At 66.3% G+C, this 25957-nt stretch carries 15 protein-coding genes; 6 read left to right on the top strand and 9 right to left on the bottom strand.

Features of this window, described 5'->3' with window-relative positions:
- Positions 1 to 6 precede the first annotated feature (6 nt).
- The 3 genes from fadD32 to OIE68_RS31245 all read left to right on the top strand — a co-directional run bounded on the left by fadD32 (position 7) and on the right by OIE68_RS31245 (position 9092).
- Positions 7 to 1923 (top strand): long-chain-fatty-acid--AMP ligase FadD32, encoded by a 1917-nt coding sequence (gene fadD32 / locus OIE68_RS31255; protein WP_327094578.1) that lies wholly within the window; start codon positions 7 to 9, stop codon positions 1921 to 1923.
- 169 nt (positions 1924 to 2092) lie between these two features.
- Positions 2093 to 7519 (top strand): polyketide synthase Pks13, encoded by a 5427-nt coding sequence (gene pks13, locus OIE68_RS31250; RefSeq protein ID WP_327094577.1) that lies wholly within the window; start codon positions 2093 to 2095, stop codon positions 7517 to 7519.
- 28 nt (positions 7520 to 7547) lie between these two features.
- Positions 7548 to 9092, top strand: coding sequence for an acyl-CoA carboxylase subunit beta (locus OIE68_RS31245; protein WP_327094576.1), 1545 nt, complete (start codon positions 7548 to 7550; stop codon positions 9090 to 9092).
- Positions 9093 to 9151: 59 nt separating this feature from the next.
- Here OIE68_RS31245 and OIE68_RS31240 read toward each other — a convergent pair whose 3' ends face one another.
- Positions 9152 to 9649, bottom strand: coding sequence for a peptidylprolyl isomerase (locus tag OIE68_RS31240; protein WP_327094575.1), 498 nt, complete (start codon positions 9647 to 9649; stop codon positions 9152 to 9154).
- Positions 9650 to 9988: 339 nt separating this feature from the next.
- Here OIE68_RS31240 and OIE68_RS31235 point away from each other — a divergent pair, with 339 nt between their 5' ends.
- Complete coding sequence (locus tag OIE68_RS31235) at positions 9989 to 13357, top strand: arabinosyltransferase domain-containing protein (RefSeq protein ID WP_419150588.1); 3369 nt, start codon at positions 9989 to 9991, stop codon at positions 13355 to 13357.
- Positions 13358 to 13567: 210 nt separating this feature from the next.
- Here the strand turns inward: OIE68_RS31235 and OIE68_RS31230 are convergent, their stop codons facing one another.
- Entirely contained in the window at positions 13568 to 13729 is a 162-nt protein-coding gene (locus tag OIE68_RS31230) for a hypothetical protein (RefSeq protein WP_169814469.1), read from the bottom strand.
- Positions 13730 to 13793: 64 nt separating this feature from the next.
- Positions 13794 to 14195: a helix-turn-helix domain-containing protein gene (locus tag OIE68_RS31225; RefSeq protein ID WP_327094574.1), complete on the bottom strand. Its 402-nt coding sequence runs from the start codon at positions 14193 to 14195 to the stop codon at positions 13794 to 13796.
- A 110-nt stretch (positions 14196 to 14305) separates the two neighbouring features.
- On the opposite strand from OIE68_RS31225, the gene OIE68_RS31220 reads away from it, so the two are divergent.
- The gene (locus tag OIE68_RS31220) at positions 14306 to 15235 is read left to right on the top strand and encodes an NADP-dependent oxidoreductase (RefSeq protein ID WP_327094572.1); all 930 of its coding nucleotides are present in this window, start codon (positions 14306 to 14308) and stop codon (positions 15233 to 15235) included.
- Positions 15232 to 15417 (top strand): hypothetical protein, encoded by a 186-nt coding sequence (locus OIE68_RS31215; protein ID WP_327094571.1) that lies wholly within the window; start codon positions 15232 to 15234, stop codon positions 15415 to 15417. Before OIE68_RS31220 ends, OIE68_RS31215 begins: the two co-directional genes overlap by 4 nt.
- A 65-nt stretch (positions 15418 to 15482) precedes the next feature.
- On the opposite strand, the gene OIE68_RS31210 is transcribed toward OIE68_RS31215, so the two are convergent.
- The 6 genes from OIE68_RS31210 to OIE68_RS31185 form a co-directional block, all read right to left on the bottom strand.
- On the bottom strand, positions 15483 to 18890 hold the full coding sequence (locus tag OIE68_RS31210) for an arabinosyltransferase domain-containing protein (protein ID WP_327094570.1): 3408 nt from the start codon (positions 18888 to 18890) through the stop codon (positions 15483 to 15485).
- 59 nt (positions 18891 to 18949) lie between these two features.
- A complete protein-coding gene (locus OIE68_RS31205) occupies positions 18950 to 20791 on the bottom strand; it encodes a glycosyl transferase (protein ID WP_327094569.1) in 1842 nt (613 codons plus the stop codon).
- 234 nt (positions 20792 to 21025) lie between these two features.
- Positions 21026 to 23272, bottom strand: a complete 2247-nt coding sequence (locus OIE68_RS31200; RefSeq protein WP_327101883.1) for an arabinofuranosyltransferase — start codon at positions 23270 to 23272, stop codon at positions 21026 to 21028.
- Between the two features lie 8 nt (positions 23273 to 23280).
- Positions 23281 to 23463 (bottom strand): hypothetical protein, encoded by a 183-nt coding sequence (locus OIE68_RS31195; protein ID WP_327094568.1) that lies wholly within the window; start codon positions 23461 to 23463, stop codon positions 23281 to 23283.
- A 279-nt stretch (positions 23464 to 23742) separates the two neighbouring features.
- Positions 23743 to 24504 (bottom strand): decaprenylphospho-beta-D-erythro-pentofuranosid-2-ulose 2-reductase, encoded by a 762-nt coding sequence (locus OIE68_RS31190; RefSeq protein ID WP_327094567.1) that lies wholly within the window; start codon positions 24502 to 24504, stop codon positions 23743 to 23745.
- The gene (locus OIE68_RS31185; protein ID WP_327094566.1) at positions 24501 to 25955 is read right to left on the bottom strand and encodes an FAD-binding oxidoreductase; all 1455 of its coding nucleotides are present in this window, start codon (positions 25953 to 25955) and stop codon (positions 24501 to 24503) included. Before OIE68_RS31185 ends, OIE68_RS31190 begins: the two co-directional genes overlap by 4 nt.
- Between the last annotated feature and the right edge of the window lie 2 nt (positions 25956 to 25957).

The raw sequence follows: 25957 nt of genomic DNA, 5'->3' as shown, positions 1-25957 counted from the left end.
GAAGGAATGGAAGAGACTTTCGACGATTACCTGGATGAGACCGGGAACATTCGTATTCCCGATGATCACACCCTGGTGGACCACGTCGAGAAGCACACCCGCAACGACGCGAACACCCTCGCGTACCGCTACATCGATTATTCGCGCGAGCGTGACGGTGAGGCGCAGGAGCTGACGTGGCGTGAGTTCGGTATTCGGCTGCGCGCGGTGGCCGCTCGACTGCAACAGGTGACCAACCCGGGTGACCGGGTCGCGATCCTCGCCCCGCAGGGCCTGGATTACGTGATCTCCTTCTTCGCCGCGATCTACGCGGGCACCATCTCGGTGCCGCTGTTCGACCCGGACGAGCCGGGCCACACCGACCGCCTGCACGCGGTGCTCGGCGACTGCGAACCCTCGGCCATTCTGACCGCGAGCTCCTCCGCGGCCGGTGTGCGCCAGTTCTTCCGCTCGCTGCCCGCCGCCCAGCGTCCGCGCATCATCGCGGTCGACGCGATCCCGGACGCCGTCGGCGAGAGCTGGGTGCGTCCCGATGTCGCCGTCGATGACATCGCCTACCTGCAGTACACCTCGGGCTCCACGCGCGTCCCGGCCGGTGTCGAGATCACCCACCGGGCGGTCGGCACCAATCTGCTGCAGATGGTCGACGCGATCAACCTGGATTGGAACTCGCGCGGTGTCACCTGGCTGCCGCTGTTCCACGATATGGGCCTGCTGACGGTGATCCTGCCCGCGGTCGGCGGCAAGTACATCACCATCATGTCGCCGAGCGCGTTCGTGCGCCGCCCGTACCGCTGGATCAAGGAACTGGCCGCCCACAACGACGGCGCCGGAACCTTCGCCGCCGCACCGAACTTCGCCTTCGAGCACGCCGCCGCGCGTGGTCTGCCGAAGAACGGCGAATCGCTGGACCTGTCGAATGTCATCGGCCTGATCAACGGCAGTGAGCCGGTGACCACCTCGTCGATGAAGAAGTTCAACGACGCGTTCGCCCCGTACGGCCTGCCCAAGACCGCGATCAAGCCCTGCTACGGCATGGCCGAGGCGACGCTGTTCGTCTCCGCGACCAAGGCCGAGGACGAGGCCAAGGTCGTCTACGTCGACCGCCACGAGCTCAACGCCGGTCGCATGGTCAAGGTCGAGCAGGGCACCGAGAACGCCATCGCGCAGGTCTCCTGCGGTTATGTCGCGCTGTCGCAGTGGGCCGCCATCGTCGATCCGGAGACCGTCGATTCCGACGGCGGCGGGCACGAGATGGCCGACGGTCAGGTCGGTGAGATCTGGCTGCACGGCAACAATATGGGCATCGGCTACTGGGGTCGTCCGGACGAGACCGCAGCGACCTTCCACAACAAGGTCGCCCATCGTCTCACCGAGGGCAGCCACACCGAGGGCACCGCGGCCGACGCCAACTGGATGCGCACCGGCGACTACGGCGTGTACTTCGAGGGCGAGCTGTACATCACGGGTCGGGTGAAGGACCTCGTGATCGTCGACGGCCGCAACCACTACCCGCAGGACCTCGAGTTCTCCGCGCAGGAGGCCTCGAAGGCGCTGCGGCCCGGTTTCGTCGCCGCGTTCTCGGTACCCGCGAACCAGCTACCCGCCGAGGTGTTCGAACAGGGCAGCCATTCCGGCCTGAGCTTCGATGCCGACGATGCCTCCGAGCAGCTCGTCATCGTGGGCGAGCGCGGACCCGGTGCAGGTAAAGCCGACCCGCTGCCCATCGCCGACGCGGTCCGCGCGGCGGTATCCCAGCGTCACGGTGTGACCGTGCGCGACGTGCTCTTGGTTCCCGCGGGTTCGATTCCACGGACCTCCAGCGGCAAGATCGCTCGACGCGCCTGCAAGACTGCTTATCTGGAGGGAACGCTGCGGGGTGGTTACACCCAGCAGGCCTTCCCCGATGCACCGGAAGAGTAATTGCCCGAGGGTGGTAGCCGTAGCGATTGCTTGCAGGTTGCTCGAAAGGGCCGTAGCGATTGCTTTGCAGGTCGCTCGAAAGGATCGGCCCCGAATATCGACGCTTGGCGTGGCTTCCCACGGCAGGCGTCGACCCGCCCGGTACGCAGACAGGTAGCTTGAGGAACTGATGGCTGACAACGAGGGCACGCCCGACCAGACGACCGAGATCGTGCTCGCCGATGCGGACGCGATCGATCCCAATGGCGCCGGGGACGTTTCGCAATCCGCCGCGCGGACCGATATATCCGTCGCGGAGCTGCGGGAGTGGCTGCGACGCTGGGTCGCCGACGCGACCGGTCAATCGATCGAGCAGATCACGGTGGACCGGCCGATGGAGGAGTTCGGGCTGGCCTCACGCGATGCCATCGCACTCGGCGGTGATATCGAAGAGCTGACCGGTGTGGTGCTGACGGCGACGATCGTCTATCAGCATCCGACCATCGCGTCGCTGGCCGAGGTCGTCGTCAACGGTGAGCCGGAGTTGCCGCTGGAATCCGCTGACGACTCGTTCTACACCGCTGGCTATCAGCCGGGCGAGGCGCACGATATCGCGATCGTCGGCCTGTCCACCCGGCTGCCGGGCGCGGGCGATACCCCCGAGTCGACCTGGGAATTCTTGATCAACCGCGGTGATGCGATCCGGGAGCGTCCCGAGGGGCGTTGGGAGGAGTTCACCGAGGACCCGGCGGTAGCCGCGAAGGTCGCCGAGGGCAACACCCTGGGCGGCTACCTCGACCAGGACGTGGTCAAGGGCTTCGATGCGGAGTTCTTCGCTATGTCTCCGATCGAGGTCGAACGGGTCGATCCGCAGCAGCGCCTGATGATGGAGCTGGCCTGGGAAGCATTGGAGCACGCCAGGATTCCCGCAAGCGAGCTCAAGGGCGAGTCGGTCGGCGTTTTCGTCGGCACCTCTACCAACGACTTCAACCTGGTGTCCGCACTCGGATTGGGCCAGTCCGATCCGAGTGCACCCGCATCGGCTGATGCGTACGCGCTGACCGGTGGATCCTCCGGCATCATCGCCAACCGGATTTCCTACTTCTACGACTTCCGCGGCCCCTCTGTCGCTGTCGATACTGCCTGCTCGTCCACCCTGGTCGCGGTGCACCAAGCGGTGCGCGCACTGCGCGACGGTGATGCCGACCTGGCACTGGCCGGCGGCGTGAACATGTTGCTCGCGCCCGCGATCACCCTCGGCTTCGACTCGATCGGCGCGGTCGCCAAGAACGGCCGCATCAAGGCGTTCTCCTCCGATGCCGACGGCATGGTCCGGTCCGAAGGCGCCGGTCTGGTGGTGCTCAAGCGGCTGGCCGATGCCGAACGTGATGGTGATCGCATTCTTGGGGTGATCAAGGGCTCGGCTGTCAATTCCGATGGCCGGTCCAACGGCATCGTGGCGCCGAACCCGGATGCCCAGGCCGATGTTCTGCGCCGTGCCTACCGTGACGCGGGCATTGCGCCATCCACGGTCGACTACATCGAGGCGCACGGCACCGGCACGCTGCTCGGCGACCCGATCGAGGCCGATGCGCTCGGCCGGGTGGTCGGTCGCGGTCGCGACGACGATAAGCCCGCGCTGCTCGGCTCGGCGAAGACGAACTTCGGGCACCTGGAGTCCGGTGCGGGCGCTGCCAGCCTGGCCAAGGTGGTCATGGCGCTGCAGAACAACGTACTGCCGCCGAACGTCAACTATGCCGGGCCGAACCCGTATATTCCGTTCGAGCAGGCTCACCTGAAGGTCGTCGACGAGGCGACGGAATTCCCGCGCTACAGCGGCACCGCGACTATCGGTGTTTCCGGCTTCGGTTTCGGTGGTACCAACGCCCACGTTGTCATCCAGGAATACAAGCCGAATTCGGCTGCGGCTGACCAGAACGAAACGGTCGGCTCGGATCACGAGACTACGGATCTCATCGCCGAGGCCGACCAGGCGGCAGACCGGAACCAAATGGTCGACACGGACTACGAGACCACAGATGTGGTAGCGGAGGCCGACGAAATAGTCGCGGAAAATGCCGATCAGGTCGCGGGAGACGTAGCGGCCGTTGCGGAATGGGCGTCGACCGAGCGGGCCGAACCGCTGCCGGTGATTCTTGCGGTATCGGCCTATCTGCCTTCGCGTCGCCGCCGCGCTGCCGCGGAGCTGGCCGACTGGCTGGAGACGGAGGACGGCCGCCACACTCCCCTCGAGGATGTGGCGCGCTCGCTGGCCAAGCGTAGCCATTGGCGTTCGCGTGGCGTGGTCATCGCCAAGACCCATGAAGAGGCCGTTGCCGGTCTGCGTGCGATCGCCGCGGGGAAACCCGGGGCCGGTGTGTTCACCGCAGACGCGCCCGTCGCGCAGGGCCCGGTCTGGGTGCTGTCCGGATTCGGCGCGCAGCACCGCAAGATGGGTAAGCAGCTCTACCTGGAGAATTCGATCTTCCGCAAGGCCGTCGACGAGGTCGACGAGCTCGTGCAGGACGAGGCCGGGTATTCGGTGCGCGAGATGATTCTGGACGACGCCCAGGATTACAACGTCGGCACCTCGCAGGTCGGCATCTTCACCATTCAGATCGGTCTGGCCGCACTGCTGCGCGCGCACGGCGCGCAACCCGATGCGGTGGTCGGTCATTCGATGGGGGAGGTGGCCGGGGCCTATATCTCCGGTGGTCTCGTGCTCGAGGATGCGGTGCGCGTGATCTGCGCCCGTTCACGCCTGATGGGCGAGGGCGAGGCGATGATCAGTGATGACGATGTGCGCAATATGGCGCTGGTCGAGCTGAGTGCCGCCGATGTCGAGGCGATGCTGGTCGACTATCCGGATGTCGAGTGCGCGGTGTACGCGGCGCCGACGAATACCGTGATCGGTGGCCCGCAGGATCAGGTCGCGGCGATCGTGGCCAAGGTCGAGGAGGCGGGCAAATTCGCTCGTGTGCTGGCGACCCGCGGCGCCGGGCACACCTCGCAGATGGATCCGCTGCTCGGCGAGTTGGCGGCGGAACTGGCCGGTATCGAGCCGACCAAGTTGACGGCGGGCCTGTACTCGACCGTCAACAAGGAAGAGTTCTATCGGCCCGGCAGCGATCCGGTGCACGACGAGGCCTACTGGGTCAAGAACATGCGCCACTCGGTGTATTTCACCAATGCGGTGAAGCTCGCGGTGGACACCGGCCACACCACCTTCCTGGAATTGGCGCCGAATTCCGTTGCGCTGATGCAGGTTCTCGGCACGACCTTCGCGGCGGGTGTGCACGATGCGCAGCTCATCCCGACGCTCAAGCGCAAGGAAGACGAGTCGGCGGGCGTAATCTCGGCGCTGGCCCAGCTTTACGTACACGGGCATCGCGTCGATCTGCCGTCGCTGCTGCCCGCGGGCGACTACGCCGATATTCCGCGCACCGCATTCCTGCGCAAGCAGTACTGGCCGAAGGCCAAGATGGTCGGTGGCAGCGGCAATGCCCGGGTGCCCGGTGCGCATGTCGCGCTGCCGGACGGTCGGCACGGGTGGGAGGTGCAGGCCTCGGCCGTCACCGATCTCGCGGTGCTGGTGAAAACCGCTGCGGCACAGGTGCTCAGCAAGGTGTCGTTGGGTGCGTCGGTTCCGCACGCGGTGCTGCCGACCACCGGAACGTTGACCACCACGTTGATCCCGCACCTGGGTGGTGCGTCGGTGCAGGTGCATGCGCGCGCGGGTGCGAGTTTCCAGCTGCTGTTCGAGGCGGTCGTCGCCTCGGGGGCGCCGCTGCCCGAACCCGTTGTCGCCACTGCGGTTCCGGCAACCGAGGTCGCGACCACCGGGGACGCCGATCTCGAGATCGTCGAAACCTTCGGTGATCGTTGGGATCCGGCGGGCACCCAGACCCTGGAGGAGCGGCTGGCGCTGATCGTCGCCGAGTCGATGGGTTACGCGGTCGAGGATCTGCCGATGGAGATCCCGCTGATGGAGCTCGGCCTCGACTCGCTGATGGCCATGCGCATCAAGAACCGGGTCGAATACGAATTCGATATTCCGCAGCTGCAGATCCAGGCCGTGCGCGATGCCAACCTGAACGAGGTCGGCAAGGTGCTGCACTACGCGATAGAGCATCGCGACGAGGTGCAGGCGATCGCCGATAAGCAGGCGGCCGGTGAGGAGATCGCGGTCGACGGCGGATTCATCGCTGCGGCGCGCGCTGCGGTTGCGGCGGGCGAGGATCCGGCGGCCGTGGTGGCGAATGCCGCTGCCGGTGAAGGGGTTTCGCTGGATGCCGAGAACACCTCGGTGGAGTCGGAGGCCGAGAAGATCGTTGTCGAGGCGGAGGCGGCCGCCGGTATCACCGGTGCTGCCGCTGGTACCGCCGCGCCTGCCCCGGCCACTCCCGCGCAGGCTGCTGCTGCCGAGGCCGACGAAGCTGTGATCGAACGCGCTCTGGATACCGAGGACACCACCGCGGTGGGCGGGGCCGAGGGTGTGGCTGCCGCTGCGATCTTCGGTGGGCAGCCCGCCGGTGCCGATGAGGACGACGTGCCGCCGCGCGACGCCGCCGAGCGGTTGACCTTCGCGACCTGGGCGATCGTCACCGGTAAGTCGGCCGGTGGCATCTTCAATACCCTGCCGATCCTCGAAGAAGAGGTCGCCGAGAAGTTGGCGACCCGACTGACCGAGCGGGTCAAGGCCGAGGTCACCGTCGATGATGTGCTCGACTGCGAGACCATCGAGCAGCTCGCCGATATCGTGCGCGAACTGCAGAACAGCGGTGCCGATGTGGATGGGTTCGTGCGCCCGTTGCGGGCGCGCGCCGACGGCTCGAATGCGGTGCCGGTCTTCGTATTCCATCCATCGGGCGGCAACACACTGGTCTACGAACCGCTGCTGAAGCGGCTTCCGGCCGATACCCCGATGTACGGTTTCGAGCGCGTCGAGGGCGATATCGTCGAGCGGGCGCGCCAGTACCTGCCCGAACTCCGCAAGATCCAAGGCAACGGTCCGTACGTGCTGTACGGCTGGTCGCTCGGCGCGGTGTTCGCGCTGCAGGTCGCCCAGCTGCTGCGCGCCGAGGGGGCCGATGTGCGCATCGTCGGTCTGATCGACCTGGCCATCCCGACCGAGGGCGAGGACAACAGCCCGGAGGAGCGGGTCCGTCGGATCCAGCGCTATCAGGCCTTCGCCAAGAAGACCTACGGCGTGGAAGGTGAACTCCCGCAGGAGCAGTTGGAAGAGCTCGCCGCGGCCTCCGACGAGGAGCAGTTCAAGATGGTGTCGGATCTGATCAAGATCAGCGGCACCAAGATTCCCGGCGGTGTGCTCGAGCATCAGCGCACCTCGTGGCTCGAGGGACGCCACCTGGCCAAGACCACGCCGAGCCATTACGACGGCGATGTGGTGCTCTATCTCGCGGATCGCTACCACGACGGCATGATCGAGCTGGAGCCGCGGTACGCGGATCGTCGACCCAATGGTGGTTGGGATGAATACATTCCGAACCTCGAGGTTATACATATCCCGGGTGACCACCTCCAGATCGTTGACGAGCCGCGGATCGGAAAGATCGGAGCCGACCTCACCGCGAAACTTGCTGTGATTGCCCCATAGGGGTGCACCACCTGATGAGAGGGTTTAAGTGAGCACTACTGCCGAGAAACTCGCCGACCTGCGCAAAAGACTGGAATTAGCGCAGGAACCGGCGGGCGAAGCGGGGGTGGCAAAGCGGGCGAAGAAGGGAATTCCGAGTGCCCGCGACCGGATCAATATGCTGTTGGATCCGGGAACCTTCGTGGAAATCGGTGCGCTGGTGCGGAAGCCGGGTGATCCGTCCGCGCTGTACGGCGACGGCGTGATCACCGGGCACGGCCTGGTCGAGGGGCGTCCGGTCGCGGTGTTCTCCCACGACCAGACCGTTTACGGCGGTTCGGTCGGTGAGATGTTCGGCCGCAAGGTCGCCAAAATCATGGAGTACGCCGCGAAGGTCGGCTGCCCCATGGTGGGCATCAACGATTCCGGCGGCGCGCGCGTGCAGGAGGCCGTGACCTCGTTGGCCTGGTATGCCGAGCTCGGGAATCGCGCCGAGCCGCTATCGGGGCTGGTACCGCAGGTATCGCTGATTCTCGGCAAGTGCGCGGGCGGCGCGGTTTACGCGCCCATCAATACCGATGTGGTGGTGGCCACGCATGAGGCCTACATGTTCGTCACCGGGCCCGGCGTGATCCGGGAGGTCACCGGCGAGGACGTCAGCCTCGAGGAGCTCGGCGGCGCCAATAGCCAAGCGCAGTACGGCAATATCCATCACGTCGCCGATGATGAGCAGTCCGCGTTCGAATGGGTGCGCGCGTATCTGGGCTTCCTGCCGACGAGCTGCCAGGAACAGCCGCCGATCGTGAATCCGGGACTGGAGCCGGAGATCACCGAATCGGATCTGGAACTGAATTCGATTGTCCCGGACTCGGATACTGCCGGGTACGACATGCACGACATCCTGTTGCGCATATTCGACGACGGTGATTTCCACGAGATCGGCGCCACGGCGGGGCGCAATATCATCACCGGATTCGCGCGGGTGGACGGCCGCAGCGTCGGTGTGGTCGCGAATCAGCCGATGGTGTACGCCGGTGCGCTCGATGCCAGGGCCTCGGATAAGGCCGCGCACTTCGTGCGGATGTGCGACGCGTTCGAGATTCCGCTCGTATTCGTTGTCGACACACCGGGATTCCTACCCGGTGTGGAACAGGAGAAGATCGGCGTCATCAAGCGCGGCGGCCGCTTCCTGTTCTCCTATGTCGAGGCCACCGTGCCGAAGGTGACCGTGGTTATCCGCAAGTCCTATGGCGGCGGATATGCGGTGATGGGTTCGAAACAGCTCGGTGCGGATGTGAATCTGGCCTGGCCCACCGCGCGGATCGCGGTCATGGGCGCGGAGAGCGCGGTCAGCCTGATCGGCCGCAGACAGATCGACGCGGCGCCGGAGGATCAGCGCGCCGCGGTGCGCCAGCAGATGATCGACTTCTACAACGCGACCGTTGCGACCCCGTGGGTCGCCGCCGAGCGCGGCTATATCGACGCCGTCATCGAACCGTCGACCACCCGCCTGGAACTCCGTCGGGCCCTCCACCTCCTGCGCGATAAGGCCCTCGTCCGCAACCCCCGAAAACACCACCTCCTGCCGCTCTGACGGGATCGGGCCGCATCCCCGCCGGGGATGCGGCCCGATGCTGTTCGTGGCAGCGGAAGTCAGGCGATGGTCGCCGACTCGATGATGACGTCGTCCTGCGGCACGTCCTGGTGCATGCCCGCCGAACCGGTGGATACCGCGGCGATCTTGTCGACCACCTCGGAGCCCTCGGAGACCTTGCCGAAGACCGCGTAGCCCCAGCCCTGCGGGTTCGGCGCGGAGTGGTTCAGGAAGCCGTTGTCGGAGATGTTGATGAAGAACTGCGCGGTGGCCGAATGCGGGTCGTTGGTGCGGGCCATCGCGACGGTGTACTTGTCGTTCTTCAGGCCGTTGTTCGCTTCGTTCTGAATCGGGGCCTGCGTGCCCTTCTGCTGCATCTCGGGGGTGAAGCCACCGCCCTGGATCATGAAACCCGGAATGACGCGGTGGAAGATGGTGCCGTTGTAGTGGCCGGCGTTCACGTAATTCACGAAGTTCGCGACGGTGTTCGGGGCCTTCGCGTCGTCGAGCTCCAGCACGATCTGTCCGTAGTTGGTTTCGAGATTCACCTTTGTCATACCCCACACCTTTCCATCGTGTCCGTTACCGGGCTCCCCCGCCTCCCCGGATATTTTGCCGGTCGTGAGTGCCGGGCGACCAGCGTCGCGGGCCGTCGGTATCGTGATCGGCCCGTTTATGGGCGTACCCGGCGAGTTACCCATGTGCTAACGAAATCAGTGGTCACCTCCTGGAAGTTTGTCGGATACCCGACACCTGATTTCGTAAGAACATGGGTAACTCGTGGGGCACGCCCAGAACCTGCGCTGATGCTCAACCGCCGGACGCAGACGCAACGCGGTGCGCACCCGAGTCTGGCCTGAAGACGCGGGGAGGCGGGGGAGCTACCATTGCCAACCGTGCCCGACGTCGCTACCGCTGTCTTGACAAAACCGCCTGCCGCGCCCGAAGTCGCACCGAGCGATTTCCGAACCGCGCGCCTCGTCGCGCTGGTCGCCGGCGTGCTCGGCGCACTGTTCGCGCTGGCAGCTCCGTTCTTACCGGTCAGCCAGACCACCGCGACGCTGAATTGGCCGCAGGCTGGCGCGCTCAACAGTGTGCAGGCGCCGCTGATGTCGCAGGTGCCGATCGATCTCGACGCCCGCATTCCGTGTTCGGCAATCGATCAGCTGCCGAGTTACGGCGGGATGCTGCTGGCCACCGCGCCGCCGCCGGGCGACCGGGCATCGCTCGAGGCGATCTTCGTGCGGGTCTCGGACACCACGGTGGATGTGGTCGACCGCAATGCCGTGGTCGCCTCGGCCGAGCGTGCGCAGCTGGGCGCGTGCACGTCGATCACCATCAGTTCCGACATCAATCGGACCAGGGCGTCGTTCGACGGTGTGACCACGACGATCGAGCGGCCGGTCGAGGGCGCGGCGCCCGGGACGACGGAGAAGGTCGAGGTACCGGTCGAAGGGCAGCTGAACGGCGATCTGCGTCCGCAGGTGGTCGGCGTGTTCACCGATCTGAAGGGCGCGGTACCCACCGGTCTTTCGTTCCACATGACGGTGGACACCCGGTTCTCCTCCAGCCCGACCCCGGTCAAGTTGATCGCGATGATCGCGGCGGTGCTGTGCACGCTGATCGCGCTCGGTGCACTGGCTCGGCTCGACGGCGGTGACGGGCGCGGGCACCGCCGGTTCCTGCCCGCCAACTGGCTGAAGCCGAACTGGGCGGACGGCGCGGTCGTCGGCACGCTGCTGCTGTGGCATTTCGTCGGCGCCAACACTTCCGACGACGGCTACATCCTGAGCATGGTGCGGGTGGCGCCGCACGCGGGCTATATGGCCAACTACTTCCGCTGGTACGGCGTGCCGGAGGCGCCGTTCGGCTGGTACTACTACGTCATCCAGGCCTTCTCGGAGATCTCCACCGCGAGCCCGTGGGTCCGGCTGCCCGCGCTGTTCTGCGCAATTCTCTGTTGGATGGTGATCAGCCGCGAGGTGGTGCCCCGGCTCGGGCGCGGGGTGCGCAACAGCAAGGTGGCGCTGTGGACCGGTGGGCTGGTCTTCCTGGCGTTCTGGCTGCCGTTCGACAACGGTCTGCGCTCGGAGCCGATCGTCGCGCTCGGCGCGCTGCTGACCTGGGTGTCGATCGAGCGGGCCATTGCCACGGGTCGACTGCTTCCGGCCGCGATGGCGATTCTGGTGGCCGCGTTCACCTTGGCGGCGGCACCGACCGGTCTGATGTGTGTGGCGGCGCTGCTCGCCGGTATTCGGCCGCTGGTGCGGATCGTGGTGCGGCGGCATCGGCAGTTCACGGCGCAGGGCGTTGGTAAGTGGGGTTCGACGCTGCCGCTGCTCGCGCCGATCGCGGCGGCGGGTCTGCTGGTGCTGATCGTGGTCTACAGCGACCAGACCTTCGCCGGAATCCAGGAGGCCAACCGGGTGCGGCAGGTGACCGGCCCGAACCTGGCCTGGTACGAGGACTACCTGCGCTACTACTACCTGTTCGTGGAGACCGTCGACGGATCGCTTTCGCGCCGCTTCGCCTTCCTGATCATGCTGCTGTGCCTGTTCACCACCATGCTGGTGCTGTTGCGGCGCAGGCAGGTTCCCGGCATCGCCAGCGGTCCGACCTGGCGGCTGATGGGCGTGGTCTTCGGAACCATCTTCTTCATGATGTTCAACCCGACGAAGTGGACCCACCACTTCGGCGCGTACGCGGGCATCGCCGGATCACTGGCCGCGGTCACCGCGGTGGCGGTTTCGGCAAGTGCGTTGCGGGCCAGGAAGAATCGGGCGATCTTCCTCGCCGGATTGCTGTTCGTGCTGGCGGTCGCATTCTCGGGCATCAACGGCTACTGGTACGTGTCCAGCTTCGGCGTGCCGTGGTTCGACAAGCGGATCTCGCTGCACGGCTACCAGTCGAACACGCTGATGCTGATGCTGTTCGGGCTGGCGCTGGCGCTGGTCGCCTGGTCGGCGCTGCGCGAGGATTACACCAGGCCACAGCCGTCGGCGAAGTCGGTGCGCGGCAAGCGGATTCGCAAGTTCGCCGCGATCCCGCTGACCGTCGTCGCCGCGCTGATGGTGCTGCTCGAGGTGTTCTCGCTGGTCAAGGGCGCGGTGGCGCAGTACCCGGCCTATTCGCTCGCGCGCTCGAATTTCGATGCGGTGCAGGGTAATTCGTGCGGTCTCGCCAATGACGTGCTGGTGGAACCGGATGTGAACAAGGGCAACGGCATGCTCACGCCGATCAACGATCCGGCGAATCCGCCGAAGAACGGTGATCCGCTGGCCGGCGCCGATCCGGTCGGCTTCGATCCGAACGGTGTGCCCGAGAAGCTCAGCGCCGACACCATCGAGGTGAAGCCGGGCACCGGCAATACCTCCACCCAGTCGGTCGGTCCGGTCGGCGCGGACGGCCAGAACGCGGGCACCGACGGCGGTTACGGCGCGACCGGTGTCAACGGCAGCCGGGCCACCCTGCCCTTCGGCCTCGACCCGGCCACCACGCCGGTGATGGGCAGCTACCAGGGCGGCGTGCAGCAGCCCGCGCATCTGGTCTCCAGCTGGTACCAGCTGGCGCCGCGCTCGGATGATCATCCGCTGGTGGTCATTTCGGCCGCGGGCCGCATCCTGTCCGTCGATGACACCGGCGACACCAGGTACGGCCAGTCGCTGACCGTCGACTACGGCAAGCACCTGCCCGACGGCACTGTGCAGATGCTCGGCACCTACCTGCCGCGCGATATCGGTCCGTTCCCGTCGTGGCGCAATCTGCGCATCCCGCTCGACGAGATCGCGCCCGATGCCGATGCGGTGCGCATTGTCGCCAACGACCCGATTCTGATCGGCGATCAGTGGCTGGCGTTCACCCCGCCGCGGATGCCGAAGTTGGCCACGCTCAACACCTTTATCGGTTCCGAGCAGCCGGTGCTGCTGGACTGGGCGGTCGGGCTGCAGTTCCCGTGCCAGCGGCCGCTGGACCACAAGAACGGGGTGGCCGAGGTGCCCGGGTACCGGATCCTGCCGGACCGGCCGCTGGCCATCAGTTCGACGAATACCTGGCAGGCCGAGGAATTCGGTGGGCTCTTGGGCTTCAGCCAGATGCTGGCGAAGTCGAGCACCATTCCGACGTATATGAAGAACGACTGGGCGCGGGACTGGGGTTCGCTGGAGCGCTACGACCAGTACTACCCGAATGCGGTTCCGGCCAAGTTGGATACGGGTACGGCCAGCCGCTCGGGGCTTTGGTCGCCCGGACAGCTGCGTGTGTTCTAGGTCGTGAATGAAGGCAGGCCCGTCGAATTCGGCGGGCCTGCTCTCGTTTCGGGGAACGAGGTGTACTCAGCGCCCACTCGGGGGATTCCGCAGAATCCGGAACGAGTGGGCGCTCAGGCCAATAGCGCCCTTTGACGACGAATGGCCGCGGCGTCGGCTGTGCTAGCCGACGCAACGGCCTGGTGGATGGTGTTCGGTGATCCGGCGGGGTCAGACCTTCGTCATACGAAGGCCCAGTTCACGACGGAGTAGCTCCTGCGGGGTTTGGCGGGATAACACACGCAGCAGCGCCGGTCGAAGCTCCCGTTGTTCATCTTCGGTAAGCAGTCCGACGAGGTCGCGCAGATCCATATCATCGAAGGCCGCGGTCATGAATAAAAGGTTAAGGCCAGCTTCACCGCTGGGAAGGCATTCGTGGCCAACTTTTACGACACGGTCACGCTGGTTCACCGTCGTAACGTGCGCGTGCCGCCAGCACTTCGTCCATGCGATCTTCGGCCCACGTTTTTATGGCGTGCATCACAGGCTGCAGGCTGTGGCCGAGCGCGGTGAGTTCGTAGTCGACGCGGACAGGCACCTCGGCGGTGATCCGGCGTTCTAGTAGCCCGTCGCGCTCGAGGGTGCGCAGGGTTTGGGTGAGCATTTTGGGGCTGACGCCGGAGATGATGCGGTTGATCTCGGCGTAACGCCGCGGGCCGTCAGCGAGAGCGTTGAGTATCAAGCTGACCCATTTATCGCTGATCCGGTCGAGAAGTTGGCGCGTCGGGCATTCGGCCACGTAGGCGTCGTATTGCTGTTTTGCCAGGTCACGGCGTTGTGCCGCAGTTGTTGTCGCCATCTGCTTCCCCTGTTGCCCGTTGCGCACTCCTGGGTAACTACTACCTATTGGATAGTAGCTGGTCCTATGTTTGTCGACGAATTCGTATCTCGACAAGCGAAGGAAGTGCCATGCGTGCAGTAGTGGTCCGTCGACCCGGCCCGGAGGCCGTCGCGGAGATCATCGAGGTGCCGACGCCCGAGCCGGGGCCCGGTAGGGTTCGGGTGAAAGTGGCTGCGGCGACGGTTAATCCGGTGGATCTCATGGTCCGCAATGGTGTCGGCGGGACTCCGTTCGCCGCCCCGCGCGACCAGTGGGGGATCGGATGGGATGTCGCCGGTGTCATCGACGCTGCCGGTGCCGGTGTCGATTTCACGGTGGGGCAGCCGGTGATCGGTATCAGCGAGCGTCTCGATGTCTCGTTGGCCGCCCAAGCCGACTACGTTGTCCTCGAAGCTCAAAATGTGTCCCCCGCACCGACTTCCGTACCGGCGACCGCCGCGGCCACCATCCCGCTCAACGGCCTCACCGCCCTCCAGGCCCTAGCCGCACTCGACCTCACACCTGCCGATTCCCTCCTGATCACCGGCGCGGCAGGCGCGGTAGGTGGCTATGCCGTCGAACTCGCTGCCGCCCGCGGCATTCGAGTAATCGCCGCTGCTTCGGCTGCCGACGAACCCATCGCCCGCGCCCTGGGAGCCACCGACTTCATCCCCCGCGAAGCGAACCTTCCGGATGCGGTCCGAGCCCTCGTACCCGGCGGCGTAGACGCGGCCCTCGACGCCGCGGCTCTCGGCCCCGAAACCCTCGCCGCCGTCCGCGCCCGCGGCCGCTTCGTCTCCATCAGCGTCCCCAACACCCCGATCCCGTTGCGCGGCACCAAGGTAACCACCGTCCTGGTCCACGCCGACCGCACCCAACTCGACGAACTCGTCGCGTTGGTCGACAAAGCCCAACTCACCCTCCGCGTGGCGGAAACCTACCCGTTGGATCAGGTCGTAACCGCCCAACGCCGCCTGGCGGCAGGAGGCCTGCGTGGCCGCCTCGTCCTCGTTCCATGATCGCGCTCGGTACTCGCGACTTGTCGGCCGGCGTCACCGAATCGGGTGACGGCATCGAGCAGATCGAGGAATACCGACTCTCCGAAGGTCGCTACCATCTGGTCGCCCTGCATACCCGTCGACTGACGCTGGATACACCGATCTCCATCGATGTCGCATTCGGTGAGTTGACAGCAGGCTAGTCATCGCCGGTTCGAGCAGCCCACGCGCGTGAGCCGAGGATGGTCGGCTCACGCGCTGGCGTGGGCTAGCGCGCTCGGATCGGGTCGGCTTTCTTCCAGCCGTTGACCGATTTCACGGTGGTGGCGATGGTTGCGGGGGTGGCGGTGGGGTCGTAGGGGGTGAACTGTTCCAGGGAGCCCCAGTCTCGGGTCCAGTTGTGGGCGAGGTAAGTGGGGATGGTCTGGGATTTCAGGAGTAGACCGGTCCAGCCGAGGGGGCCGCCGCCGATATCGTCCTGCCAGGCATTGGAGGCGTCGGAGCCGACGCGGTCGGGCAGGATGCGCCAATTGGGGACCTCGGCGACGCCGTCGTGGTGGTCGAACGGGCGCTGGCAGGGGAAGGCCAGGCCGACGTGCCAGTCCAGCAGGACCGGAGCGGCTTCGCCGACAACGGAATTCAGCGTGGCCAGATGCGGCAGCCGGGGCGGGGTGACGGCCAACCACTGCTTCTGGGTGATGTCGTTGTCGGCCGCGACCAATCGCACCGCGTTCACTCCGGCGGGCAACTTGTCCAGTGGCACACGGAGATTGCGCCAGGACGGTGCGGGCCCGATATCGAGCGGATCCACCGACCCGAGCGTCTGCACCTCGCCGTCCGCCCCGCGCACGCCGTACTCCAGGTGCAGCTCCTGCCCGTAAGTGAGCACACCATCGGCGTCGATCGAGCGGATCCGGCCCGCCGCGGTAATGGCGAGCATTTGATAGGCCGGGTCATTGCGCATGCTGTCGGTCAGATCGAGCCGGTACCACTGCGAGGTGAGCTTGGCCTGCTGCTGGTCGGTCCCCTCCTGGTAGCTGCCCATGATCGGGGTCCGGGTCGGATCCAGGCCGAACGGCAATGCCACTGTGCTGCCGTTGATTCCGGCCTGCTGGCTGGTGCCGCCGCCGGTGCCCGCACCGGTTGTCTTGGTGGTCTTGTTCTTCGAATCCTTGTTCACCGAATTCGCACCGCCGGTGACGGTCTCCTCGGCATCGGCGGTGAGGTCGGCGGCCACCCCGTTGGGCGTGAAGCCCTTCGATTCGGTGGACAATCCGTCGGCGGGGGAGCCGGTGTAGGGGAGCAGCAGCGAATCCGCGGTATCGGTTTCCACCAGCACTTCGTTGGCGAGCGCACAGGTATTGCCGCTCAGCGATTCGAGATTCGACTTGGCGATCGAGTACGCCGGATACTGCGTGACCGCCGCCTTGGCCAGCGACGCCACCTCGAACAGTACGAGCAACGCCGCCGCGATCGTCAACGGCGCGGAGGCGTAACGCTCGAAACGGCGTGGCGCATCGGTCTTCTCGCGGTACGGCTCGCGATAGTGCAGCCACACCGCGACGATCAGCGCCACGCCGCTCAGCCCGAGGAACAGCGTGGACAGGCCCTTACCCGCGACCAGCGGCGCCTTGTCCCACCACGGCACACCGTAACTGGATACGTACCACCAGCCATTGGATCCGGTGAAGGTGATTGCCAGCAGGAACAGCACCGCCGCCGCGAACAGCGCCCGGTTGCGCGGCGAGCGAATCCCATTGGTGCCCACGGCGACCGCCGCCAGCGCCGCCAGCGACCCGGCCAGCCCGGCGTAAACGCCGAAGTGGTGGGTCCATTTGGTCGGCGTGAACATCATCAGCAGCAGCGAGGCGAAGACGATGCCGAGAATCCGCACCGACGGCCCACGCGACGTTCCCGGAATCCGCCCCTTGCGCAGCACCTGCAGCACACAGACCAGCAGGCACAGCAGCATGACCAGCACACCGAACCGCCGCGCCAGCGATCCGTCCGGCGAGAGCGCCAGCAGCGAATCCCACCGCGTCCGCTCGTCGAACCAGGCCACATTCGGCCCGACGAGGGTGCGCACCCGGGTCGCTTCCATCACCGTCGCCAGCGTTTGATCGGCGAAAACGATCACCAGCACGAGCGTTCCGGCGGCGAGCCCCGGTGCGAGCAGCGCCGCATAGCGGAAGAAGGTCGCGAGGCGCGACGTACTGTGGTCCACCTGGGGCGCGACGGCAGTCCGTCGCTCGGCACTCGATCCGCCTTCGCTCCCATCCGAATTCGCGTTGCCTTCGGAAACCCGCTCGGCATTCGGCGCGGGTTCGCTTCCGGCGTGCTCGGCATCGGGTGGTGCCAACGTGCCGGCGGCATCACGCGCCCGCCGAACAATGATCTGCAGCACCGGCCGCGAACCCGCGATCAGTGCCGCCACACAGATGAGCCCGGTCGGACCGGCCGCCAGCGAGAACGCGGCGATCAGCACACCGACCGCGGCGGGCAGCAGCCGTCCGGTCGCAATGGCCCGCTCGATCGAGCACCAGGTCAGCAGCGCACCCGCGGCGATCAGCGGTTCGGGCCGCAGACCGTTGTCATAGGGCAGCCAGAACGCGAGGAAGACCAGACCGGCGGTCCACAGCGCCACCCTGTGCCTGCGCACCCGAGCGCCCAAGCGCGGCAGCACCTCTCGGCTGATCACCATCCAGCACACGATTCCGGCGGCCAGCGTCGGCAGCCGCATCCACGGGCTGGCGTCGGAGACTTTGGTCATCCAGGCCAGTACTTCGTAGGACCAGCCGAACGGCGCCTCGGGCACCGCGAACCAACGGTAGTAGTTGGCCATGTATCCGGAATGCTCCGAGACGCGGGCCATATTCAGGATGTAGCCGTCGTCGGAGGTATTCGCGCCGATGAAATGCCACAGCACAAGGAGCCCGAGCACCGCCACGTCGGCCAGGGTGAACCGCCACCAGTGCCCGGGCAGGAACCGGCGCGCCCGCCGACCATCGGCATTGTCGAGCAGGTGCAATGCGATCAGCGCGATGATCGTGCAGATCGCCGCCGCGATCATGGCGCCGAGCTTCAGCGCGGACGGCGTCGAGGAGAAGCGGGAATCGATATCGGCGTGCAGCTTCGCGCCATCGAGCTTCGCGGCATCCAGGTCGGTGAAGACGCCGACCACCTGCGGGCGGATATCGCGGGTGATGGTGTTGCGGAACGGCGTACCGTCCTGCCGCTTCGCACCGACGAATTCGACCGAGGTCGCGGCCGCCGTCGCGGTGATGGTGACGGACTCGCAGCCGGCGATCTCCGCGACCGGCGCGGACAGCAGCGGCACATCACGCTGCAGCACCGCGAGCGTGCCATCGGTGACCGAGACGGTCAGTCCCTTGGCACCGGCCTGACCCGACGCTTGCGGAATGGTCGACAGCACCATGCCCGACCCGGCCGCGGCCACCACTGAACACGGCAGCGTCGCATCCAACCGCAGCGGCACATACGAAACCAATGGCGCCTCGACACTGGTACGGCCCGCCTGGGGCCAGTCGAGCGCGGCCTGATCCTGTTTCACCGGAAGCAACGGCGTCAACAGTGCCAGCACGAATCCGAGCAACCCGGAGACGAGGGCGATCAGGCGGTTACGGGTGAACGCTGCAGAAGTTCGGTCCGGTCGCACGAGGCACCATGCTAGCCACCCGCGTTGGTGATGCTCGCCACCGAGATCATCGCCGCCGCCTATCGCAGCGGCCGGACGTCCCAGAGCCACACGTCGTCGACCTGTCGCGGCGCGACGCCGAGCAGTTGCGTCATGGTCGTGCGCAGCACTTCGGAGTTCTTGGTGGCGGGCAGGACCACCACGTCGGCCTCCCAGAAGCCCAGGTCGTCGAGTGCCTGTGCGCGGGTGTCGGCGTCGATGGGCGGGACCACGCCGGTGTCCTGAGCGCCGACGAGCAGTGCGGTGGTCGGGCGGAAGTCCGGTCCGTAGATGCCCTTCTTGTTCGCACCGGTCGGGCCGACGAAATAGCCGCCGGCGAGCGCGAAGTCGAAATTCGCGTCGGCCTGCCAGCGCAAGGCCTGCGCCTCGGCGGGTCGCGGCGGCGGCACCAGCACCACCGAACCGCCACTCACGTACTGCTTTACCGTCCCTTCGGCGAAGAACTCCGGCGTCGGTGTGCGCTCGATCACCGGAAGGACGGTCGGGACAAGCGGCACCAAGGCCAGGGCGAGCGCCGGGAACCAGGCCAGCGGCCGCCAATCGACCGGCGACTGCCGCCACCAGGTGACCGCGCGCTGGGTCGCCAAGGCCAGCACCGCCGCGATGGCCGGAATCGCGGCCATGGTCAGCCGGGTCTCCAGCACCGTATTGAGCAACGGGGCCAATTCGGCCCAGCGCCAAGGCAATTCGATCCCGGTCGACTCCTTGCCGAACATGGCTGTCGCACCGAGCGACAGCACCCCGAAGACCACCATCACCGCGGTCGCCGCCCGGACCACCCGGTCGCGCCACAGCAGCGCCACCGTCACGAGCAGCAACAGCAGCAGTGGCCAGCCGAAATACGCGTTCTGCTCGGTGTCGTTCATGGACACGTACTGGCCGGGCGCGAACATCCCGCCGAGCGATTCGGCGGGGAACTGCACGATGGCCTTCAGATCGTTGCCCATCGGCCCGTGGTCGATCGAGCGATAACTCTGCGGCCCGAAGAACTGCCACCACAGTGGAATTTCGGTGAGCATCAAGGTGATGCCCGCAGCCAATGCGATGGTCGGGGCGAGCGCACGCACTACTTGCCAGCCCGTGCGCGGTGTGCGCAGGTAGTACACGAGGCCGAAGAGTCCGAAGGCGAGTGCGAAGATCAGCAGCGGTTCCTCGCCGAGTGCGATCTGCAGCGCTACCAGGAAGCCGAGCGCGACGGCATCACGAACTCGCCTGCGTGGCTTGGTCGTCTCCGCACCCGACACACGTCGTGCGATGCGGATCAACAGCAGCGCGATGACCGGAAGCAGCGCCAGCAGCACGAAATTCGGGTGCGCGTTGGCATGCGAGATCATCGCGGGCGCGAAACCGCAGAATATCCCGCCGATCGCGGCGGCCAGCCGGGACTCCACCAATTCCCGGGAGAACAGCCAGTACCAGGCGAAGGCGGTGGAGGCGAGGCCGAGCGTGAGGACGAGCACAAAGGTGACGGTCGGTCCGAACAGCAGCGTGACCGGCGTCAACGGCACCCCGACCCCGAACATGGCCGTATTGGCCATCATGTTCACCCCGGCCGGGAAGTTCTGCAGATTCGTGCCGAGCGGATTTTCCAGATGCGCCACCGAATGTGCGGTGACCGCGAAGAACCACTCCCACATGGTCTGGTCCTGACCACTCTTGATCAGGTACCCGCTATGTGTATTGCGCCACTGTCCGGACAGCACCGTGACAGCCAATGCGAGATAGCTCACCGAGGCGACCAGATCACTCCGATCGACCCGGATCCGTTTCCGCTTCGCGGTGCGCTGCTCGGGTCTGGCCCCACCAGCCGGTGTCGATCCCTTGGTGACGACGCCTACTACTGGTGGTGCCTCGACCCGCAAAACAAACTTCTCCCCGTAAATGGTCAGATCAGCGATCCACCGTAACCGAATTCCCTGTGAGCTGTCCGCCTCCTCGCGCCTTCAGGCCAGACTCGAGTGCCGCGACGTGGCCATCGGCGGCCGCCCGTCAGTGGCCGGCTGGGTTAGCCGGTACCCGACGAGTTACCCATGTCCTCGCGAAATCATGCGTCGAGCGGGTACACCGGCCGCGCTGATGAGTCGGGGTGGGCGGCGTCAGCGATTGACGACGACCAAGGTGAAAGGGCCGATATTGGTCGTGGTGAAGTGTGGGTCCGCGAAGAGCTCCTTGGGGAAGCTCACGGTGTAGCGCTTCACATTGGGGTCGTTGGGGTAGACGTCCTTGGCCAGGCGCAGGGTGTAGGTATCGCCGCTGCTGCGGAAGAGGAAGGCGTCCGGTGCGCGCCACGGGGTCTTGCCGAGTGCGTCAACCAGGTCGGCGGACGAATTCAGCTTGCTCCACGACTCGATGGTGGCGGCGCGGCCGGCGAAATCGGCCAACGGGTTCGCATAGTGCGAGGTGAGCGCCTGGAAGCCGTAGTACGGGTAGAAGGACAGGAGGCTGGTGTCGGCGGTGAGGACCACCGAATCCGAGCGCGGCCGGCCGGTCTGCGCGATCAGTGCCGCATCGATTTCGCGGTAGTACGACGCCGCACCTGGTGCGCGCTTGTCGGCGCGTTCGCCGTTGCCGTCGGTGTCTGTGTATGCGGTGGTGATCTCCGGCTTCAGCACCTGCGGAATGTCCTGTGTGAACGCGAGCGCACCGACGACGGCGACGACGACAACAGCCAACTTGAACCGCCCCGGCTCATCGAGTGCCCGGTACGCCGCCCGCGCGCCCTCGACGAAGCCGAATGCGCCGGCCGCCGCCAGCAGCACTTCGAGCACGGGCGTCAAGCGGAACGAGAGCAAAGTCGTACCCGCCGCGGTCGCTGTCATCGACAGCAGACACCACAGATAGATCGCCACCACGCCGATCCCGAGCGCCTGCGCCCGCCGCGACGACGCCGCCCGCAACACCAACCACGCCGTCCCGAGCAGGAAGAACGCCCCGGAAAGCGAGAACTCCGCCATCGGCAGCGGCAATTGCGAACCGCCCTCGGGCAGATAGTGGAATGCCGTCCCCGAACTCGGCATCGTCCCCCCGAGCATCTTCAACACGAACGGCAGCCACACGACCAGCGCGACCACACCCGCGATCGCCGCGATGGCAACCAGCCGAACCAGCGGCGGCACCACCGCCCGCCACACCGAACCCGACCCGCCCTCGCCGGTACCGCGCCGCGCTCGGTCCGCCGCCCGCTGTGCTCGCACCGCAAGCCCCGCCGAAAGCAGCCCCATCAGCGCGACTGCGAATGCCGCCACCGCGAAATACAACGTGTAGAACGACGCCGCCATCCCAAGGAACAGTCCGGCCCCGACAACCGCGCCCCAGCCCCCGGCCGTTCCGGCGCCGCTGGCCGTAGCGGCGCCGACTGCCGCACTGCCGCCCGCTGCGGCTTCGTCACCAGAGGCGACGGCAGTGCCCGAGGCGACGGCAGTGCCCGAGGTGGCCGCAGTGCCTGAGGTGGCGGCACTGGCTGAATTGTCGGCATCTGAGGTCGCGGCACTGACTGCCGCACCACTGTCCGCTCCGCTGGCGACAGCTGAGGCTGCTGCATCCCCTGACACGCCGGCACCACTCGATGCTGCAGCACCCGCGGCAGTAGCCGACCGCTCGAGCGGCCGGTACAGCGCACCCCACGCAAGAATCAACGCGGGCGGCAGCAGCAGCACGATGACCGCGCTGTAGGCCTCCGGCGAGGCATGAGCCACCGTCACCGCGGTCGTCGCCGCACTGACCCCGATCGCCCAGTCGGCGCGAATCAGCTTGGACCACAACACGAGTGCGATCACAGCGACCACCGCGAGCGATCCGATGGCGTACGGCTTGAACGCCTCCCAGCCGTCCATCCCGAGCACATTCGCCACTCGACCGCCGATCCAGAACCAGCCGGCCGGATAGAACGGCGGCAGGTCGGCGTAGGTCATATCGTGCAGCGCCGCACTATCGGTCAGCCGCGTCAGATATTCGGTACGGAACTCTTGGTCCACGGAGACGCCGAACAGGTACAGCTTGGTCGCCGCCAGCGGCATCCCCAATGTCACCGTGACGAATGTCGAAATCCCGACCCACGACAGCGCTTTCGCCATCAACGGCCACCGCCGCGCCCGTACCAGCCAGATAGCCACCCCCAACAGCACCGCCGCGCCGACCTGTCCGACCGTGGTCAACGACCTGGTCACATTGGACGAGTTGAATGCCGGCCACTGCACCATCGAAAACGCCACCAGCCCAACGGCAGCCACCGCGGCCGCGACCGCTGCGGCCAGCACCGCTTCGCCCACCCCGGAGCCGATGTGCCGGACCAATACGGTTCCCCGCCCGCGCGTCGGCACCGACTCCTCGGAGCGTTCTGCCATTACCGTGCTCAACGGAGTCCTCCATCTTCGATGCGGTGCGCCGAGCCTGCGGCCAGTTCGGCGATGCCGAAGCCCAGCGATGTGCGGTCCGCGACGCCCATTGTGCCGACGACGCCCAGCCGCAGGCAAAGCCTCGCACGGCGCTGATCGCCGGGGATCCGGCGGCGAGTTGTCCGCAGGTAGTCGCTCACTCGCACCAAGCCTCCGTATCCAGGTCGACCAATCAGATCGGCTCCGAACCTGCCACGTCGTTCGCCTGCGCGCAGGAACTAGGGCCGAACCGTTGGGGTAGCGGATGGGGGCCGCATCAGTTCGGCGTTATGCCGTGGAGCCGGGTCGATGGTATCGACCGGATCGCATCGGGGCCGTCCGGCTCGTCGGATCCCAACCGCTTGGCGCATCGCGGATATGAACGAGCCGCACCCGTGCCGCGCAACGGGGCGCGGTCGACGAGGTGCGGCTCGGGGAAATCAGATGGGCAGCTTGCGGAAGATCGGGCGCGGGATGTGGCGCAGGATCATCATCACGAAGCGGAAGGTACCGGGCGCCCAGACGAGCTCCTTGCCCCGCTGCGACGCCGAAACCGCCAGTGCCGCAATATCTTCCTTGTTGACGGTGAGCGGAGCCTCTTTGACGTGCGCCGAGAACCTGGTCCGCACCATGCCCGGCCGGATCACCAGCACGCGCGGTCCGTACGGGCGCAGCGCCTCGCCGAGTCCCAGGTAGAAGCCATCCAGCCCGGCCTTGGTGGAGCCGTAGACGAAGTTCGAGCGACGTACCCGCTCACCGGCCACCGAGGACATGGCGATGATCCGCCCGAAGCCCTGCTTCTTCATCTTCTCGCCGACCAGCACACCGACCGAAACTGCCGCGGTGTAATTGATTCCGGCGACCTGCACGGCCTTGCGCTGGTTCTGCCACAGCTCTTCCGGATCGCCGTCCAGGGCGAACGCGACGATGGCGACATCCACATCGCCGCCGTCCCAGGCCGCGTCGATAACCCTGGGATGGCTCTCGGTATCGAGCGCGTCGAAGTCGATGACGTCGACCTGGGTCGCACCGGCCGACTTCAGCTCGGAGACGGCGTCCTCGCGCAGCGGATCACCGGGCAGTGCGGCCAGGATGATGCGCGCCGGACTCTTGCGCAGGTACTCGGCGCAGATCGCCAAGCCGATCTCCGAGGTACCGCCCAGCAGCAGGATGGTCTGCGGGTTGCCTACGGCATTAATCACTGGAGCTCCAGCCTTCTCGCCATATCGGACATGAAAACGCCTGTGGGATCGACACTTCGGCGGACCTTGATCCACTCGTCGATCCGCGGGTACATCTGGTGGAAGGTCTCCGCGGTGGTGCGCGAATCCTTCGCGGTGTACAGCCGCCCGCCGAACTCCGTGACGCGGCGGTCCAGCTCGCTCACCAACTCGTTCAGACCCGGCTTGATCGGGAAGTCGACGCAGATGTTCCAGCCCGGCATCGGGAAGCTCAGCGGTGCCGGATTACCCGGTCCGAACAGCTTGAAAACGTTCAGTGCCGAGTAGTGCCCGGAGGCCTGGATGTCGATGATGATCCGCTTGAACTCCTCGACCGCCTCGGTCGGCACCACGAACTGGTACTGCAGGAAGCCGTTGGAACCGTAGCCGCGGTTCCACTCCGCGATCATGTCGAGCGGGTGGTAGAACTGCGTCAGATTCTGCACCTTGCCGGTGTAGTTGCCGCCCATGGCGTAGTACGCCTCACCGATGGCCTGGAGCGTGAGCTTGTTCATGGTCCAGTTCGGGAAGATATCGGGCACCGTCATCAGCTGCGGCGCATCGAACTTCAGCGGCTTCTTGCGCAGACGCTTGGGTAGTTCGTCGACCTTGGCGAGGCGGCCGCGGGTGATGGTGGCCCTGCCGAGCTTCGGCAGCGGGCTGATCACGTCGAACCACGCGCTCGAGTAGGTGTAGTTCGCTTCGCTGCCGTCGCTGTGCGCGGCGATGGTCTCGTCGAGCGTCGTGGTCTTCACGCCGTCGTTGAGGAAGTACGCCGTCTCGGTGGGCGCCATCTCGATGGTCGCGCGCAGGATGATGCCGGTGAGTCCGTTGCCGCCGACGGTCGCCCAGAACAGCTTGGCGTTGCGCTTCGGCGTGATGTGCTGCACCTGCCCATCGGCGGTGAGCAGATCAATCGAGCGCACGTGGTTGCCGAAGCTGCCCTCGCTGTGATGGTTCTTACCGTGGATATCGGAGGCGATGGCGCCGCCGATTGTCACCTGACGGGTGCCGGGCAGCACCGGAACCCACAGCCCGAACGGCAGCGCGGCCTTCATGAGCTGGTCCAGGCTGACGCCGCCGTCCACGTCGACGATCCGGGTGTCCCGGTCGATCCGGTGGATATTGTTCAGCGCCGTCATATCGACGACGAGGCCGCCCGCGTTCTGCGCGTGATCGCCATAGGAGCGGCCGAGCCCGCGCGCGATGATGCCGCGACGCAGGTGGGCCGGCTTGGAGTCGTTGTCCTCGGCGACCATGGCGACGGCCTTGGCGATCAGTTCGGGATCGCTCGTCGAGAGCACTTCGGAAGATGTTGGTGCGGTGCGACCCCACCCGGTCAATGCCTTGGTCCGCGTCGGCAGCGCGTAGGTGCCGTCGGCGACATTGCCGGAGTTACCGGTTGTGGTGGCGGTCGGAGCTTTCGTGGACATCG

Origin of the sequence: Nocardia vinacea (assembly GCF_035920345.1) — a bacterium.
In the GTDB taxonomy this organism is placed as follows: Bacteria; Actinomycetota; Actinomycetes; order Mycobacteriales; family Mycobacteriaceae; genus Nocardia; species Nocardia vinacea_A.
Note: the sequence above shows the minus strand (reverse complement) of the source record. Positions and strands in the feature narration are given on the sequence as shown.